This is a genomic window from Rania fehmarnensis (assembly GCF_056494185.1).
In genome coordinates, this window is sequence record NZ_CM151398.1 from 1,449,869 (window position 1) to 1,467,998 (window position 18,130).

At 55.1% G+C, this 18,130-nt stretch carries 10 protein-coding genes; 7 read left to right on the forward strand and 3 right to left on the reverse strand.

Going from position 1 to position 18,130, the window contains the following annotated elements; all coding sequences use genetic code 11:
- The first annotated feature begins 66 nt into the window (after positions 1-66).
- From SH573x_RS04515 to SH573x_RS04540, 6 genes are all read left to right on the forward strand, one after another.
- Entirely contained in the window at positions 67-1,125 is a 1,059-nt protein-coding gene (locus SH573x_RS04515) for a nucleoside hydrolase (RefSeq protein WP_479353140.1), read from the forward strand.
- Between the two features lie 30 nt (positions 1,126-1,155).
- Positions 1,156-2,118 (forward strand): ribokinase, encoded by a 963-nt coding sequence (gene rbsK, locus SH573x_RS04520; RefSeq protein WP_479353141.1) that lies wholly within the window; start codon positions 1,156-1,158, stop codon positions 2,116-2,118.
- A 70-nt stretch (positions 2,119-2,188) separates the two neighbouring features.
- Entirely contained in the window at positions 2,189-3,181 is a 993-nt protein-coding gene (locus SH573x_RS04525; protein ID WP_479353142.1) for a sugar ABC transporter substrate-binding protein, read from the forward strand.
- 73 nt (positions 3,182-3,254) lie between these two features.
- Positions 3,255-4,826, forward strand: a complete 1,572-nt coding sequence (locus tag SH573x_RS04530) for a sugar ABC transporter ATP-binding protein (protein WP_479353143.1) — start codon at positions 3,255-3,257, stop codon at positions 4,824-4,826.
- On the forward strand, positions 4,823-5,770 hold the full coding sequence (locus SH573x_RS04535) for an ABC transporter permease (RefSeq protein ID WP_479353144.1): 948 nt from the start codon (positions 4,823-4,825) through the stop codon (positions 5,768-5,770). The genes SH573x_RS04530 and SH573x_RS04535 overlap by 4 nt, the downstream gene beginning before the upstream one ends.
- A gap of 3 nt (positions 5,771-5,773) precedes the next feature.
- Positions 5,774-6,439, forward strand: a complete 666-nt coding sequence (locus tag SH573x_RS04540) for an HD domain-containing protein (protein WP_479353145.1) — start codon at positions 5,774-5,776, stop codon at positions 6,437-6,439.
- Between the two features lie 75 nt (positions 6,440-6,514).
- Here the strand turns inward: SH573x_RS04540 and SH573x_RS04545 are convergent, their stop codons facing one another.
- A complete protein-coding gene (locus SH573x_RS04545) occupies positions 6,515-7,909 on the reverse strand; it encodes a N,N-dimethylformamidase beta subunit family domain-containing protein (RefSeq protein WP_479353146.1) in 1,395 nt (464 codons plus the stop codon).
- Between the two features lie 190 nt (positions 7,910-8,099).
- Between SH573x_RS04545 and SH573x_RS04550 the strand changes: the two genes are divergently transcribed.
- Entirely contained in the window at positions 8,100-8,951 is an 852-nt protein-coding gene (locus SH573x_RS04550; RefSeq protein ID WP_479353147.1) for a DUF4159 domain-containing protein, read from the forward strand.
- An 889-nt stretch (positions 8,952-9,840) separates the two neighbouring features.
- Here SH573x_RS04550 and SH573x_RS04555 read toward each other — a convergent pair.
- A complete protein-coding gene (locus SH573x_RS04555; protein WP_479353148.1) occupies positions 9,841-15,759 on the reverse strand; it encodes a DUF1559 family PulG-like putative transporter in 5,919 nt (1,972 codons plus the stop codon).
- Between the two features lie 579 nt (positions 15,760-16,338).
- Entirely contained in the window at positions 16,339-17,568 is a 1,230-nt protein-coding gene (locus tag SH573x_RS04560) for an IS4 family transposase (protein ID WP_479351024.1), read from the reverse strand.
- Between the last annotated feature and the right edge of the window lie 562 nt (positions 17,569-18,130).

Sequence of the window (18,130 nt, forward strand, 5' to 3'; positions counted from 1 at the left end):
CTGGATCGGTTAAACTGGCGGTCTTTCGTCAATCCCGCCGAAACCCCTCCCTGGATGAACTGACCGATGAATACTTGGTATCTCCGCGTTGCCTTAGGTGTGGCAACCTGTCTTACGAACTTGGCAAGCTTGCAAGCACAAATTGCTCCACCTGCTCCAGTTCCGCTAATCTTTGATACTGATATCGGCAACGATGTCGATGATGCTTTGGCCTTGGCGATGATCCACTCGCTTCAGACGCGGGCTGAGTGCAAATTGCTGGCAGTCACCATCACCAAAGACAATCCGCTGGCGGCGGCGTATGTCGATGCGGTCAACACGTTCTACGGGCGCGGTGACATTCCGGTCGGAGTCTGTCGCAAGTCGGGTGTGACGACCGACGACGGCAGCTTCAATAAAGTCGCTCAAATCAAGGACGGCAATCAACTTCGTTTCCCGCATGATCTGCTCAGCGGCAAAGATGCACCCAGCGCCGTTTCGCTGCTGCGCCAGGTGTTAGCTAAAGCTGAAGACAAGAGCGTCGCTATTGCACAAGTTGGTTTTTCGACCAACCTGGCTGATCTGCTCGACTCACCGGCCGATGCGGTCAGTCCACTTACCGGTGCAGAGTTAATGAAGCAGAAAGTCAAGCTGGTTTCGATCATGGCCGGCGCCTTCGAGCCGATTCCTAACGACAAAGGGCAACTGGGCATTCATCGCGAATACAACGTCCAGCAAGATATTCCCTCGTGCCAGAAGCTGGCCAGTCGTTGCGAAGTGCCCATCGTGTGGAGCGGCTTTGAGATTGGCCTTTCACTGCCTTATCCGCATCAGAGCATCGAACAAGACTATCGTTATGTCGCTCATCATCCGATTGCTGAAGCCTACTACGCATACATTCCGCCGCCTCACGATCGACCGACTTGGGATTTGACGAGCGTACTGTATGCCGTGCGACCCGAGCGCGGATACTTCAATCTCTCGGCTAGTGGAACTGTACAGGTTGACGATCAAGCCGTTACGACCTTCACCGAATCGGGCGATGGCCAACATCGCTATCTGAAGTTAACTCCGGAGCTACGCGCCAAGACGCTCGAAGCCCTGGTGCAGCTGTCCAGCCAACCTCCGCAAAAGCTACCGCAGTAAGCACCGGGGTCGACACCAGGCAGAGAGGTAATGCACATGGTCAGTGGATTCGAACAGTTCGGAAGACACACGCCACATAGCAGCAAACCACGCATTTGTGTATGTGGTTCAATCAACATGGACCTGGTGGTATCCACTCCGCGCATTCCAGCGCCCGGCGAAACCCTGCTGGCACATTCGCTCAAGGAAGTTTCGGGCGGCAAGGGAGCGAACCAGGCTGTTGCCGCTGCGCGTTTAGGAGCCAATGTCGCGATGGTCGGTCGAGTCGGTAGCGATGGCTTTGGGATGTTCCTCCGAAGTCAACTTCAACACGAAGGTATCGATGTCAGTTCGGTTCTAACTTCGCCGGGCCCTAGTGGTGTGGCGATTGTGACTGTGGATGATCATGGCGAGAATGCGATCATGGTGATCTCGGGGGCTAACGGACACCTGACACCTGCCGATATCGATGCAGCCGAGGCAACCATCGAGCAATGCGATTGCGTTTTGCTGCAACTCGAAACGCCGCTAGATACCGTCCTGCGAGCGATGGAGTTGGGCAAGCGACACAACAAGTTGGTCTTGCTCAATCCTGCTCCGGCGCCCAGTAGCATGGATGAACGTTTGTTGAATGTCGATCTGTTTTGTCCCAACCAAACGGAAACGGAACTGTTGCTCGGTCAGACGATCGAGACGATCGACGATGCTCAAGCTGCTGCCCAACAACTCCGTTCCCGCGGGCCTGCGGCAGTGATCATTACTCTCGGTAGTGATGGCGCCGTGGTGTGCTCGGGCTCCGAGAATCTGCACTTGCCAGCCATCCAGGTCCAACCGGTCGATACTACTGCTGCCGGAGATGCCTTTATGGGAGCCCTGGCGTTTAGAATGGGCCAGGGCGCACCACTAAAAGAAGCAGCCCAGTTCGCCTGCGCCGCCGGTGCCTGGGCCGCCACCCAACACGGCGCCCAACCGAGCTTGCCCACCATGGATCAAGCACTCAGTCTCAAATCGTAAATCACAAATCACAAATCACAAATCACAAATCACAAATCACAAATCACAAATCACAAATCGTAAATCACAAATGTCCCACCTCCGCTGGCTACTCCCATTCGTCGTGTGTCTTACCGCGTGTGCACCAAAGTCTTCGCCCGACTCGGTGCCGGCCCAGTCAGTAGCCCAGCCATCAGCCCAGTCATCATCGACTGCTACGGGCAAGCCGAAGATTGCGCTGGTGATGAAGTCGCTGGCCAATGAATTTTTTTCGACCATGGCCGAAGGTGCCAAGGCTCATCAAAGTCAACATGCTGATCAGTACGAATTGATCGTCAACGGCATCAAGGACGAACGCGATCTGAAGCGTCAGGCAGAGTTGATCGAAGAAATGGTCGCGGCGGGTGCAGCTGCTATCGTGATCGCTCCGGCCGATTCCAAGGCACTCATCCCGGCTCTACGCCGCGCTCAAAAAGCCAACGTGGTCGTAGTGAACATCGATAACAAACTGGATAGCGAAGTACTGCAACAAGAACAGCTAGCCATTCCCTTTGTCGGACCGAACAATCAAACCGGTGCAGCCAAGGTGGGCCAGTACCTGGCCAGCAAACTGCAAGCGGGCGATCAGGTTGCAATCCTTGAAGGCATTCGCACGAGCTTCAATGGCCAGCAGCGCAAACAAGGCTTCGAAGAATCGATGACCCAGGCCGGCATGAAGATTGTCGACAGCCAATCGGCGAACTGGGAGATGAACCAGGCTAATACGACCGCAGCGTCCATGTTGAATGCTCATCAGGATCTGAAAGCAATTCTAGCTGCCAATGACTCGATGGCTTTGGGCGCAATGGCTGCAGTTAAAGCAGCCAGTAAAGCGGACCAGGTGCTAGTTGTGGGCTTTGATAATATCTCGGCTGCTCAGCAAGCGATTAAGGAAGGCAGAATGTTGGCCACCGCTGATCAACATGGCGATCAACTGGCTGTCTTCGGTATCGAATTCGCGCTCAGCTTGCTGGCCAATCGCAACGAAAAAATGGAAGACAAGGAAACGCCCGTCGACCTGATAACAATCGAACAATTGAAGTAGACGTATCGACGTGCCCGGACCCACTCAACCACCGCACTCTTCCACCAGGAATCCACCGATTGCAGATCAGCTCATGCTCGCTGCCAAGAGCCTGACGAAGGATTACGTCGCGCGCGTGCTGCACGAGGTCGACTTGGAAGTACGAGCCGGCGAGATCCACGGATTGCTAGGCGCTAACGGTGCGGGCAAGAGTACTCTGTGCAAGATTGTGGCTGGTCTGGTCGCTCCCACAGCCGGTTCAATGTCACTGGGTGGTCAACCGTTTACCCCTCGCTCCAAACAACACGCTGAAGCCCTGGGCGTGCAAATCGTTCAGCAAGAATTGAATCTCATTCCCACGCTCGACGTGGCTCACAACTTGTTCTTCTCGCGACTGCCTAATCGCTTGGGAATTATTTCGCGAGCCACGTTGTACGCTCGCGCCCGGTCGCTGTTGGCAGAATTCGGTTTGGAGGACGTAGCCGCAGACAAGTTGGTGGGCTCACTCGGTGTGGGCCAGCAACAGATGTTGGAAATTGCGGGCACGCTCAGTCGTGAATGCCGCTTGTTGATTCTCGACGAGCCCACGGCCGCTCTCAGTCCTGGCGAAACACAACTGTTGATTGAACGCTTGCGTCAAGCCAAGTCGCGCGGGATAGGTATTCTGGTCATCAGCCATCGTCTCGACGAGATCCAAGCGTGGACTGATCGCGTCACGATTCTGCGCGATGGTCGATTGGTCGGCAGCTATCGCACCAGCGAGCTTAACCAGGCTGCCATGGTTCAAGGCATGACCACTGGTGATATTCATCGACAATCGGATGTGGTTGATCCTGCGACGTCCGAGCCAACATCGCTGGACCGAACGCGCAGCGTACTAAAGGTATCCAACCTCAGTCGTCATCCGGCAGTAACAGATGTGTCATTTAGCGTATGCGCAGGCGAGGTCCTAGGGATCGGCGGACTAGTCGGCGCCGGTCGAACCGAACTTTTGCGATTGATCTTTGGAGCTGATCAAGCCAATACAGGCACCTTGGAGTTGGCTGGTGAAACGCTGCGTCCCTTTCGCTCCACAGCGCAAGCGGTTAGTCACGGCGTGGTTATGGTCAGCGAAGATCGTAAGGCCGATGGTTTGCTGCTCAGCCAATCGATTACCGACAATGTGGTGCTTGCCAGTCTGCATACAACTCTGCATACAAGTGACCGACCGTCGACACACGCTGGACTGCGCAATCGGTTGGGCATTTACCATCGGTCAGCGGCAGTGGCGCTGGCTCAGTCGCAACGCGAACAATTGCGGATTCATTGCCAAAGTGTTCAGCAACTGGCTGGCACCTTGAGTGGCGGAAATCAGCAGAAAGTAGTCTTGGCCAAGTGGATGCTGCGCGGAGGCCAGGTATTCTTGTTCGACGAGCCAACTCGCGGCATCGATGTGGCGGCGCGAGAGCAGATCTATGAACTGATTCGAGCCTTTTCAGCTCAAGGCAAAGCCATTGTGCTGGTCAGCAGCGACTTGGAAGAACTGATGCATCTTTCGCATCGCATCGGCATCTTGTCGGCTGGGCGATGGACTGGAGAATTTGAACGCGCGCAGTTTGATCGTGTTGAGCTGGTAAAGGCTATGTTCGCAGGATATCGCCATCGCAAAGCAGTTGTGCCGGTATGAACTCATCCACTTATCGTCAAGCGTTTTCGCAATATCTGGGGCTGCTGGTCGCCCTGCTGCTCTTGGTAAGTATCTTCTCGTGGCTCTCGCCGGGTTTCTTCAGCACGACGAGTTTGCTCTCGATCGCTAGCGCGATTCCCGATCTGACTGTCGTTACCGTCGGTATGACATTGGTGTTGATTCTGGGTGGCATCGATCTGTCGGTCGGTTCGCTGTTGGCTTTGTCGTCTTCGATTTTTGCGGTTCTAATGGTCAGCTACCATGTACCGTTGCCGCTAGCCGGTCTGGTCGCCATCTGCGTTTCTGGTGCCTTGGGTTTGTGCAACGGTTGGATCAGTACTCAGTTTCGCATCCCGGCTTTTATCGTAACCTTAGGCATGTTAGAGATCGCCCGTGGGCTTGCCTACTTGGTGACCAATTCTCAGACTGTGTATGTCGGTGCCAAGCTTGAATGGATCGCGGCTCCGCTGGCTGGCGTGTTGATTTCCCCGGCGCTGATAACGGCAATTGTGTGCGTCATTGGTGGTCAATTCTTGCTCGAACGCACAGTTCAAGGACGCATGACCGTCGCTATCGGCACCAATGCAGAGACGGTTCGCATGTGTGGCATATCGGTGATGCCTTACGCGCTGACGACTTATGCGATCTCCGGCATTCTGTGCGGGTTGGGGGCCATCTTTCAGGCTTCGCGCTTGGAGTCCGCGGATCCGAACGCAGGTGTGGGACTGGAACTAGCGGCCATCGCGGCTTGTGTGATTGGTGGTACAAGTTTGCGTGGTGGCCAAGGTTCGGTCATCAGCGCCTTCTTTGGTGTTTTGATTGTGCAAGTGTTGCAGTCAGGCCTAGCGCATGTCGGCGTGTCCGAACCTCTCAAGCGTGTGATTACCGGTGCGGTCATTGTGGTGGCAGTTTTGATTGATACGTGGCGCAGAGCAAAGCGGTAGAGAATGCAGTCCATTGTTGAACGTACGCAGAAGTTCGTCCAAGATTCTTTGTATGGGGCCGAAGGCGGCCACGATTGGTTTCATACCCAGCGCGTATGGAACAACGCGCTGGTGATCGCGGATAGCGAACCATGCGATCGGCTGGTGGTTGAGCTAGGCGCGCTGCTACACGATATCGCCGATTCCAAGTTTCATGCCGGCGATGAAGAGCTCGGACCGCGATTGGCCGGAGATTTTCTCAGTCAACATCAAGTTGCGGCTGAGGTCATTGAGCATGTGCAAAACATTATTCGTTTCGTGTCGTTCAAAGGTGGCCACCATGATCCGGCCGCTTTTCGTTCAGTAGAGCTGGCCATTGTTCAAGACGCGGACCGCTTGGATGCCCTCGGTGCGATTGGCATCGCCCGCACCTTTGCGTATGGCGGCTTTAAGCATCGGCCGATCTACGATCCATCGATCTCACCCAAACTGAACATGACCCGTGAAGAGTATAAGTCGAGTGCTGCTCCTTCGATCAATCACTTCTATGAAAAGTTGCTCTTGCTGAAGGATCGCATGAACACCTCCACCGGTCGAGCGCTGGCCCAACAGCGCCACGATTTCATGCTGCAGTTTCTCGAGCAGTTCTTTATGGAGTGTGAGGGGTGCGCGGGAGGCCGAAGGTCGTAGCCGAAGTCGCCAGACTTTGGAGATTGCAACGTTCGGCAAAAATGTTTTCCAATCTCTGGCGAGATCGGCTTCGGACTACTGCGACAATCGATCCAGAATGTTGCGCGTAATTTGGACGACGTGAGGGTCATTGCCTTTGAGTCCATGGGACCAGTCGGTGGCTCCGCAGGTGAAGACTGTTCCGCCATTGGTATAGGTGCCCATCACGGCAGCGCCGATGCGATCTTTGGGAAAACGATCGTACCAGTAGCAATCGCCAGGTGCCCAAACGGCTGGGCAAGTACCGATGATTTCAAAATTCGCTGGCGTGCCATCGCGACTGGTGGGAAATGGCAAGCCGTTTTCCCACCGCATTTCACAGCCATCGCATTCGTAACCGACGATTGTATCTTGGCCACCAAATCGCTCACCTTGTTTGAGATTGGTTTTGTTGAGTACCCAATGCTCAGGCCGATGGATCTCATAACTGGCTGGTCCATCCATCAATTGACCGTGGCTGCGATGATAGCCGCCCCACAAGAAGCCCACACCGGTGAGTAGATTCTCGGGGCGCCCGACCAGGTGATGACTCCAGGTGGTGGAGAGCAGATGTTGTTTGTCGGAGCGATAAAATGGATCGACTGAGTAATTCTGTTTCCAGCAAGTTAGAGCCCTGCCCTGCTCTTCGCTGCGGACTTGCCAACAGCACGTGTTGCCGCTGAAGAATGCGACGTTGCCACCATCACGGATGAACTTTTCGAGGTTGTCACGCATCGGACTGGACCAGTATTCATCATGGCCGACGCTTAATACCAAGCGGTAGTTGGCCAGTATCTCAGGATGAAATTCGAGATCGCTATTGGCTGCGTATTCGATCGCATACCCGGCCGCTTCGGCCCAACGGACTAGCGGTCCTTCCCAGTTCTCGAATTGCGAGTTCAGCGGTCGGTCGAACGAGACGCGATGACCTTGAATACCATCGCGGTCATGATAGGCATACAGACTATGTCCACCCCAGTTGGTGTAGGCGTTGTAGGTATTGGTCGACAATTGAAGCAGGATTTTAGAGCGACTACCGGGTTGGCGATTGCGTACGATGAACGGTACGCTGCCACGCACATCTTGGTCTCCAGCTTGTGCGGATAACGAAGCCACATAGTAGCCGCTGGGCCAAGTGTCATCGGTCTTGATACGCACCGATTCAGGCCATTTGCAACCATCCGACGACGCGCGATCAGGAATCGGTTGCGGGGAAGTTGGAACCATGGCTTGCTGCCAGAGTTGTTGCTTGTCGGGACCAATTCGTTCGACCACAATCGACACATGTGGTTGGCTGCTTGAAAGGTGCAAACCGACCTCTTCGCCTTGCGCGAGGCTGACTTGGCTGGCGTATCCAAACAAGAACGGAGCGTCAGGCAGCTTTTGATCTGCCCAGATGGTGGCGTCAAGCAGGCTGGTGATCAGGCTGACCAAGGCAAGCAGGCGAATCATGGTGGGGGTTCCAATAGAGAGGCTTTTGTCGCACGAATCCCAGTAGGAATCACCGCGCATTATCGTTCAGCACGCATCCGAATAACAGTAGTAGCGGAACGCGTCAAGCGTTTCGGCTCCCAGTTTCAAAGCGGATAGAACCCAAGATCCCGACCAGCAACAGCCTCGCGCAGACCTGGGTTAACTTCGAATGCACTGCGACTATAATGCTGCCATGCGTAACCTGGCGATAGTCTTCATCTTGATCTGTTTAGGGGCGATAGCCTCTGCGTGGCAACCGCCCGGACGTGGCATGATGCGTCAGCCTGAATCGGCGCGTTCAGATTATCCGATGTGGCAGAATGCGCCCGGATACGAGCGCGACGTCTTCACGTTTGTGCGCGTCCAGTTCGATTCAGCTGGTGGTCGTGGTGGCTGGGGTGGCTGGCGCAATGATTATCCAGACTGCGATTGGAATTTCTCATTTCGTCTGCAGCAGTTGACGACCTTCCGAGTCGAACCAATTGCCAAGACGATACGCCTGAGCGATCCCAAACTGCTCGACTATCCATTTCTGTTTATGACCAACATGGGTTCAATGGTCTTGGATGACGACGAACGGCTTAGTTTGCGCAAGTATTTGTTGCGTGGTGGATTCTTGATGGGAGACGACTTCTGGGCCGCGGCTGAATGGGAGCACATTCGACGAGTGATGCGTCAAGTGTTTCCAGAGCGACAACCGCGCGAACTGAAGCTCGATCACGAGATCTTTCATCTGGTATATGACTTGAAGAGCTTACCGCAAGTACCCAGCATTCGAGCTTGGGAGCGCGGCCTGGACTACGAAGACTGGCATGGCCCCTTCACTGGCGGTGATACCTCGCCGCACTTCTGGGGCTACTTTGATGACAACGATCGCTTGATGGCTCTCTTTTGTCATAACAATGACATTGCTGACGGTTGGGAACGAGAAGGCGAACAGATTGAGTATTTCGAAAAATACTCGCAGCGTGTTTCCTATCCGATGGGCATCAATATCGTGACGTATGCGATGACCCACTAACCGTCACCTCCCCGCGTAGAGCGGCTCTCCAGGGCCGCTCTGTCATTCCCGCTGTAGCCGAAGTCGCCAGACTTCCGGATCACAAGCCTGACGTCTGTCCCCAATCGCGTCTGGGGACAGAGCACGCGCACAGGTAGCCCGCACGCAATGCCAGCATATCGACTAAGGGTCTGTCCCCAATCTTCCGAGCCGCTTCTCCGTAGAGCGGCTCTCCAGGGCCGCTCTGTCATTCCCACCGTTGCCGAAGTCGCCAGACTTCCGGATCACATGCCTGACGTCTGTCCCCGATCGCGCCCGATCGCGTCTGGGGACAGAGCACGCACACAGGTAGCCCGCACGCAATGCCAGCATATCGACTAAGGGGCTGTCCCCAATCTTCCGAGCCGCTTCTCCGTAGAGCGGCTCTCCAGGGCCGCTCTATCATTCCCACCCTAGCCAAAGTCGCCAGACTTCCCGGATCACAAGCCTGACGTCTATCCCCGATCGCGTCTGGGGACAGAGCACGCACACAGGTAGCCCGCACGCAATGCCAGCATATCGCTTCGGGGTCTGTCGCCCGCATGCATCTGGGTGACGCTAGCAATAAGACCGGGGGTCTGTCCCCGCACTAGCGAGTGAAGCAGAGAGAGCTCAAGGCAAAGAGCAATATGCTCGATGCCCTTCCATTTCACCACGTTCATCTTTTGGCTAGCATTTGCCCCCGTGAACTAATTCTAAATCGGACGCCCTGCGAAGCTGGGGGAGGTTTAGTCGAGCATTAGCAAGATTCGGGTGGGGGCCCGGCTTGTAGCCAACCTCACGAGAGATTGGAAATTGATCGGTGACGCGTCCAAAGTCTGGCGACTTCGGCTACCGTCGACCCAAGGCACAGCCTTGGAGAGGTGACGGGTTAGCCATTCAATCGATTAATCACCAACAGCGCATCGATGGCCGAGAAGTTGCCGTCGCCACTGGTATCCAGATCATCGTCGCCCGTGTATTCCGATTCATGCTTGGGATGATTTGGATCGTTCAGCATGTTGATCACCAGCAGTGCATCCATCGCGGTGACAAATCCGTCGGCGTTTACGTCGAGCGTATCGAACGGATTTTGGAAGCGTGATCGAGCGACTCCCACGGCAATCTGAGCGGGTGCCGAACTGCGGCCATGTCGATCGACGACTTTATAAGTAAACGTCGCTACACCTGCATAATTGTCAGCAGGCGTAAACTGAATCGAATTGTCCGAGTTGACTTGTACTGTGCCTTGAGCGGAGGGAGGCAGGTCGACGATTACGACTGAGAGTGTATCACCTTCATCGACATCGTTGGCCAGCACGTTCAGGCTGGTGGTTGTACTTGGTGCGATGCGGAAGCGATCTTCTGCAGCGACAGGCGGTACATTAACGACTACGGAGAACTGGCGCGAGATCGACAGGTTATCCGCTTTGGTCAACAAGTTACCATCAAGTCCACCGTCTTCTACAACGACTTGAATGGTTCCTTGTCCCGGGCTGGTGCCCAGGGTCGAGAACTTAAGTGAGGCAGTTGTCCCTCCCGCAACATACTCGATTTGCGGGGTCGAAAGGATCGGGGAATTGTTGGTCGAGGCCGTGATTTGTATCGGCTGCGATTCGTTGGCACCAGCGCTGATGCCCGTGAGCGTGACGGTGATATCCTGCGTGCCACTGTCGATCAGTAAGTCTTCGAGACTGGACAGCTCAGGTGAATCATTGACCGGCTGTATCGTCAGCTCAAAGGCGGTCTGCGTCACCAGGTTGTCGGCTGCGGTTGCTAGGTCATTGTCGGCGCCACCGTCTTCGATACTTAGCGTGATCATCGTCGAACCAGCTTGATTGGGCTGCGGCGAAATTCGCAGGACGGCAGTATCGGTACCTGGTGATCGCAGTATCGATAACTCTGGTACCAGCAGCGGGTTACCGGCGCTGGCTGTGATCCTGACTTCATCGAATTCATACGCCCCAGCACCAAAGTTTTCCAGCGAGACCTGTAGCTGGTTGGTGTCTTCCAAGCTGGTTTGATTGGCGGGTCGCGCGATGAAGGGCGCATCATTTTGAGGCGTGAGCGTAATCGTCAGCGAGCTGGTGGTTATGGCGTTATCGGCTGCAGTTGCTAGATCGTTATCGAGGCCACCATCTTCGACTTGTATAAGTACAATTGCCTCGCCAAAGCGATCTGCTATTGGTGTCCAGCGCAGGTTGGCTGACGAGCCGGTCAGAACCAGGTTGGTACTGGCCAAGGACAACAGCAAGCTGTTGGTACTGGCAGTGACTCGCAAAGGTTGTGGCAGCTCCCCTGGACCAGCGTTAATACCCGTAATCGTGGTTACTTGAGTTGGGCTGTCTTCCGCCAGTTCAATTGCGCTGAGTTGACTGACGAGGGGTGGATCATTGACCGCTTGAACATTGACAGTCACCGTGCGCCGGATCACACCATTGTCACTGGTGGTTTGCAGGTTACCGTCGGCTCCTGCGTTGGTAACGGCGACTTCTATCATGGCAGTGCCGGATTCATTTGCCCGGGGTGTTAGCGTAAGACTGCCGGTCGTGCCTCCAGGTTGATAATCGATCGTTACGTGTTCAATCAGCTCGGGAGTCAAACTGCGAGCCGATACCGCCAGCGCTGACTGTTGGTCTCCGCCGGCTGAGATACCTGCGAGCGGAATGGTGACAATTGTCGCGTCTTCGTCAATGGTCACATCCAGAATTGGATCGATGGTGGGTGGTAGCTCGCGATCCACAACAATCAGATCGATCGTCTCTATTAAGGTTGGCGGCGAGCCCGGGTTACCCAAGACCGCTCGGACATGCAACTTTGTACGGCGTTGACCGTTGCGATCGTTGATGCCTTCGACTGTGATCCGTTGAAGTGCTCCGTAGCCGGTCAGGTAACCATCTGGCTGGCTAGCCACCGCGGCTACGGCTGGGTCATCAAGTTCAAGCAACAGCGGCCGAGGGCTATTGACCCTAATGGCAAATGGTTCGTCTTCGGCAATGACGAACGTACGCGACGTCCCAACTGAAACCTCGCCGCCATTGCGCGTTAGCAGCATCTCGAGATTCTGAGGACCATTGTCCCACAGCGGGGTCATGCCAAGCTGCTCGTCATAATGGAGTTTGACTACGGATGCATCCGCTACAAGGACTGGCATGAAGTGCGTGTTTCCGATAACCTCCCAGCCATCGCCTCTGGAGAATTCAATATCGTCGGGCTTGGTCCAGGGAACCGCTTTTTCAGGAGCCACCAAGCCTGCGAGAATGGTGTTGGAAGTTCCATCGGTTATGTGACGGAAGCCCAGTTTTTGATTAGGATCGATCGTGTCGGGGCCGCTGAACCTCTGAACACGCGTCGTGTAGTCGCCGAATTTTTCAGAGTCTGTTCTGAAGATGGCTGGCATCAACGGCAGCAAAGATAGGTTGTGTGGGCTGTCCCACGGTTCATCCAAGTGGAATTGATTGTAAAGGGCACTTTCTTCGATGAAAGGCAAGATAGCCACGCGCCAACTTAGTCCCGCATTGCTGGCTGTGGGCAGCGTGTTCACTCCGCCAGCAAAGTTCATGGGCAAGAATCTGTAGGTTGACTCGAAGTTGTGAAAAGCCAAACCGATATGCTTTAGATCATTGATAGTTTGCATCGGTAATGAAGGCACTAGAGTACTTTGCGCCGCTTGAAAGGCAGCACGGTTCGAATCGCCGCGGTTGATCGTGGCCAGCCCAAGCATCAATTGGTTAGCCGTGGAACGCGCGGCGCGAGCGGTGGAACCATCCGCCATACCCATTAGCATTTCATCATCGGGCAAGCTGCCCATACTGGCCCAGAAGTCGGCCAGGTCTACTGGCAGTACTTCGGGCATGGTCCACGGAACCGCTTTGTCCGTTCCAGCTTCAACAATCAAGATAGAGTTGCTGGAGCCGTCGGTAAAATTGCTTATTCTTGGTCCTTGTCTGAGTGCATCGGCATGCCCATAAGCCATGTTGGTTCCACCGAGTACACGGAATCGCGTGGTAGTCGTAGAGGCATCATCGCCCAACGAGCGGTAGAGGTCAGGCATCCGGGAGGCGACCGACAGGTTATGCGAACTGTCCCACGCTTCTTCGAGACGGAACTCGTTGAACAGTGTTCGCTGACCAATGTAGGGCAGCAGCCAAACTCGCCAGCTAAAGGTGCTTTGGGATGTTGCAGTCGAAGGCGCGAACTTCCTGAACGCGCTTTCATGGTTGTGCATCCCCAGCAACAACGTCTTCATCTGATTGGTTTGAAATTGCGTGTTCAGATATTTGCCATCGCCAGGGAAGTCGGACCGCGATCGCGACTGTCGAAAGATGGTCGCTGCATCGGCGAAGTCACCTTGGGCAGCGGTGGCTAGACCTTGGAAAGTTGTATTACCCATGTCTGTGGGCAGCGCACGAGCACCATAGCCCCATAGGTAAGCATTGAAGTACGCGTCAACATTTCCCAGCGAGGCTATTGGGTCGTTTTGGTCAAACGCCAGATCCACATTTTGGGTCCACGGTACCGCCTTGTCAGCACCGGCTTGGACAATCAACAGCGTATTCGCGAGATCATCGGTGATTTTCCGTAATTGCAAGAGATCGCCCCGGCCATCAACATTGTTCAGCGGGAACTGCAACGGACTAGGGTAAGTCGAGCTGGCAATCGCTTGATATCGAGTGGAGGTCGCGCCTGGTGCATCACTACCGCTGCGGAACACTTCGGGCATTTGGGCCAAGAGCGGCAAATTGTTAGCGCTGTTCCAGGGCTCATCTTGCTTGAAACGTTCGTACAGCTCTCGGTAACCCATATACGGTAACAGATGTACTCGCCAACTCAGAAACGGTCGGCCATTGGCGTCCAACGGCAAAGCACTGGGATAAAAGAGTCGTTTGTGAGCACTTTCAAGGTTAGCAACCGACAAACCTATATCAGCCAGGCGAGCCTGGTCGCGTCGAAATTCGCTTTCGGCAATGGTAATAACATTGATCGCTGGTTGGCTGTCACTGCCGTTGCTGGCTGTATTCAAAAAGGGAAATCGATAGGCTTCACCCGAGATCGGTTCATACTCAAAGTCACCATTGGCCCGTAGCGAAAGTGAACCGGCTTGAAAACCGATTTCATCCAGACGATGAGTGTGCGTCTGAATGACCCAATTACCAAACAGTGATGAGGTAAGTGTTTGGTCTTTGACGCCGGCAAAGCTATGCCACATTTGTACATTCGGATGATATTGCGTGGGTGTCAACGCGGCTGTTTCGACCGCGATCTGCAACGTCGGGTCACCATCCAGATTGCCGCCTAGCGACTTGATCAGCACTTGATTGGTTGTGCGATTGCCCGAGCTGTCCACGGCATCGTAGGTGAAGGCATCTGTACCGATAAAATGCTGTTGAGATCGATAGACCAGTTGCCGCCCATCAGCACTGATTTCCACGCTACCTCGCTTGCCATGGGTTACGCTAACGATTTCAGTTGCACCACTCCCATCATTGGCCAGTACATCTAGCGTGACGACGCGGCGATGGTTTTCGGGCGACGCAATAACGACAGACTCATTTCGATCAAACTGCATGCGCACTGAAACGCGTGCATCTTCGGTTACCGACGTTTGGTTGATCGTGGCTGCAAGTTGGATGTACTTAGTGCCTGGCGCGAATTGACCTGAGACTGGAATGCCCTCAGTCCACTGACCTTGCAGCGTAGCTGTCATGGTGCTCTGGAGCGGCGCGTGATTGAGCAGAGCTGGGACCAGCGGGGCGCCGTCGACTGCGTTGCGCACAGCTGCGCCCGCGGGCAAGGCGGGACCGGTCCAAGGTTTGTTCAGCGTGATGCGATTGCCTTGAATCCCACCGCGGCTCCATAGACCTTCACTGGCATCGCGCGCCACGTTGCGCGTGTACGTAAATTCTGGATACTGCGTGCCGAAAGTATCGCGATAACCATACCAGGCGAGCGCTCGAGTTGCGGGATCAAACGAGGTGTTGCTCCAGCCTTCGGTCGTAGTCAGCGTGATAAACGTGTCACCGGGATTGAGCGGACTGGCCAGCCTGGCATCGGCCGACGAGCCGTACTTCTGTGTATGGACTGGTTCAATGATAAAGCGATCTGCATCCAACCCGATGTAACCCAGCGAATGCTGCTGGACAGTCGTCAGATTCGTGGAGTGGTCGATAGCTTTTGCGCTGAGTGCATAGCTTTGGGCTGGATCGACTCCTAAAGTCACTGGGGCGGTGAGGTGATCGACGGAGCGATTGGTCTGAAATGAAAATGCATAGTCCTCAACGAAGCCGAAGCGTGTGTAGGGCGACTGAGGAGGACTGACCAGGTCAATCCAAGCGGTCTGGGCGGGGAGCGGCGTGCCCGCTGGACCGATCATGGCATGAAGATTGGCGTAGTCAAAAAAGTTTAGACCTTCTAGTGCCGGCAATACATAAGGGACTTGGGTTTGGCCAAGCGATTGTCCGCTGCTGTCGAATGCTTCGATCACAAACGCCCCTTCGCCATCTTCACCAATGAAGGCGAACTGATACGACTGGCTCGGATCGATCTTGATGCGTGTTGCCGGCTGGTAATCTTCTGGGAAGGTTATGTCCGCAGTTTGGTCGCCGATGCGATTAAGGCTGAAGTCAAAGACGTGCCGACCAGCCGAATCAATAATCGGGAGGACGGGATCGGCTGTCGAGAGAAAGTAGTCGTCAGCGTATAGATCGCCGTCGCTTTTGAGTTCGTAAAAGTCATTGCCCGCAGCCAAGGGCTGACGAGCTTCGAAAAGTTCAAATAACGGACGACGACGACGGCGAGATGGGCGTTTCATTCGGGCGAGCTTTGATGAGAGGGACAAACCGAATTTCGGTGAGGCTAAGTATAGTCAATTTGGGAGGCGCCCAATTGATGCAGTCCTTGGAGAAAGTGTGCCTAGAAAAAGTGGTGCCTGGCGTCACCTCTGGCCAACCCAATACCACCCGCGGCCTACTTTGCTGGCATTAGACTTTGGCGGCCCCCACGTGGTCTGTCCCCCTTCGGGCCCCCGGTCGGGCCGGGGGACAGACGTCCGGTTTGAGGTGGCTTGGGTTTGCGGGTTCTGAGCGGCTGAGGACAGCCGCTCTACGCTTGGGGACAGACCCCCGGGCGGATTTGCTGGCATTGGACTCTGGGCCAGCGCACTTGGTCTGTCCCCGGTCGCGCGCCCGGTTATGCACGGGGACAGACGCAATACCGTTCGGCCCTCGAATTGCCTTGCTGTCGAGTGTGGAAATGCTAGCGTTTTTTCAGGGTGAATCGAATTGCTAGCGTTCACAGATAGAGTGTGCAGTTGTTGCGTTTTCTGGATCGGCGCGCACCGGTAGCCCAGTTGAGTGCTAGCATTAGAGACTAGTTGGCTTGGGCTTGGGACTTAGGGAGGTCGCTCCTTCAGGCGTTCGAGATGCCGCTCCACTTCCTCCAGACTGGCCCAGCCATTGATGTAGTGGCAAAGCATCTCGAAAGTGCGTTTGGTCGGAGTGCGTCCGGTGTAAATCAGGATCAACATGCAGGCTATCAACGCACAGTAGACCTGGATCTCAACGCCCTCTTGCTTGTGGCTCAGCAAGTGACGACAGCCCAACAACTGCTTGAGCATTCTAAAAAATAGCTCAATACTCCACCTGAGCATATATAAATAAGCGATCAACTCAGCCGGCAGATCAAGCATGTCGGTGACGATTCGTAGGACGCCATCGCTGCTGGGACCAGTGCTGGAGAAGTTTCTCCCCCGAGTTCGACCGCGACTGGTGTGAGGCGAACATCGCACGCAAATCATGCGAACCGGATGGTCGGGACGATTGTTCTCACTGGCCCCCACTTGAACGAGTTGATCACTCAACACGCCGGCTTGCCGGTCCTGTTCCGTTAGCGGGCGATCCTCAAGCACTTCAAACTGGATCTTGTCGCTAACGCGACAAACATAGTTACTGTCCTGAGCATGAATCCTGTTCCAAAGTTGGTACTTGGCATACCCTCGATCCATCATATAGCAGTGGTCAGGCGCAATAGTTCGTTCGAGAACTGCTGTTTCTGAGTCTCGGCCCTTGGGATTTGCCCCGGTTACATCTATACGCTTGGGCAGACCCCGCAGAACTTCGAAGTGGGTATGCAACCTGTAACCACAGCAAGACTCATTGATCCAAGCCAGTTCGGCCACTTGCATTAAGATCTTGACGACAGTGCCATCGACGGCCATTAGCGTCTTGCTTAACTGAGAAAGCCTCTCAGGCACTTTGGGCTCGGGCAGGAGCTTCGCTAGCTCATACATGATCTCCTTGACCGCCTCGGGGTCAAACACCCTGACCGACTCCGACAGCGAGCCCATAGAGGCTCGAGAGATGCCGAACTTCTTTTGGATCTTCTTGAGTTCGGTCACTTGCTGAAGGCCCCGCAGAGAGTCGACCGTAGGGGAGAAGAGCCACAGCAGGATCAGCATGCAGTACTGGTCCATGAACAATTTGCGCTGGCGGCCCTGATCACGCTTCGTTCCCACCTTATGCAAGCGTTCTAGAAATGGACGAAGCGCCTTTAAGTACCTCAATCCTTTGATGTCTTTAGACCTAATATGCTTGCCATTACCCTCAGAATCTGACGCAGACATCCTCCACCTCCGTCAAATGCTAGCAAGAATAACCCCAATCTCACCCAACAATGTCAGCATTTTACGCCCCGACGCCCCTCAGCAAGAAGAGTACCGAACGGTATTGGGACAGACGCCTGGTTTGAGGTGGCTTGGGTTTGCGGGTTCTGAGCGGCTGAGGACAGCCGCTCTGCGCTTGGGGACAGACCCCCGGGCGGATTTGCTGGCATTGGACTCTGGCCCAGCGCATTTGGTCTGTCCCCGGTCGCGCGCCCGGTTATGCACGGGGACAGACGCCTGGTTTGAGGTGGCTTGGCTTTGCGGGTTCTGAGCGGCTGAGGACAGCCGCTCTGCGCTTGGGGACAGACCGGACAGACCCCGGGCTGGTTTGGACCCCGGGCTGGTTTGCTGGCATTGGACTCTGGCCCAGCGCACTTGGTCTGTCCCCGGTCGCGCGCCCGGTTATGCGCGGGGACAGACGTCTGGTTTGAGGTGGCTTGGGTTGCGGGTTCTGAGTGGCTGAGGACAGCCGCTCTACGCTTGGGGACAGACCCCGGGCTGGTTTGGACCCCGGGCTGGTTTG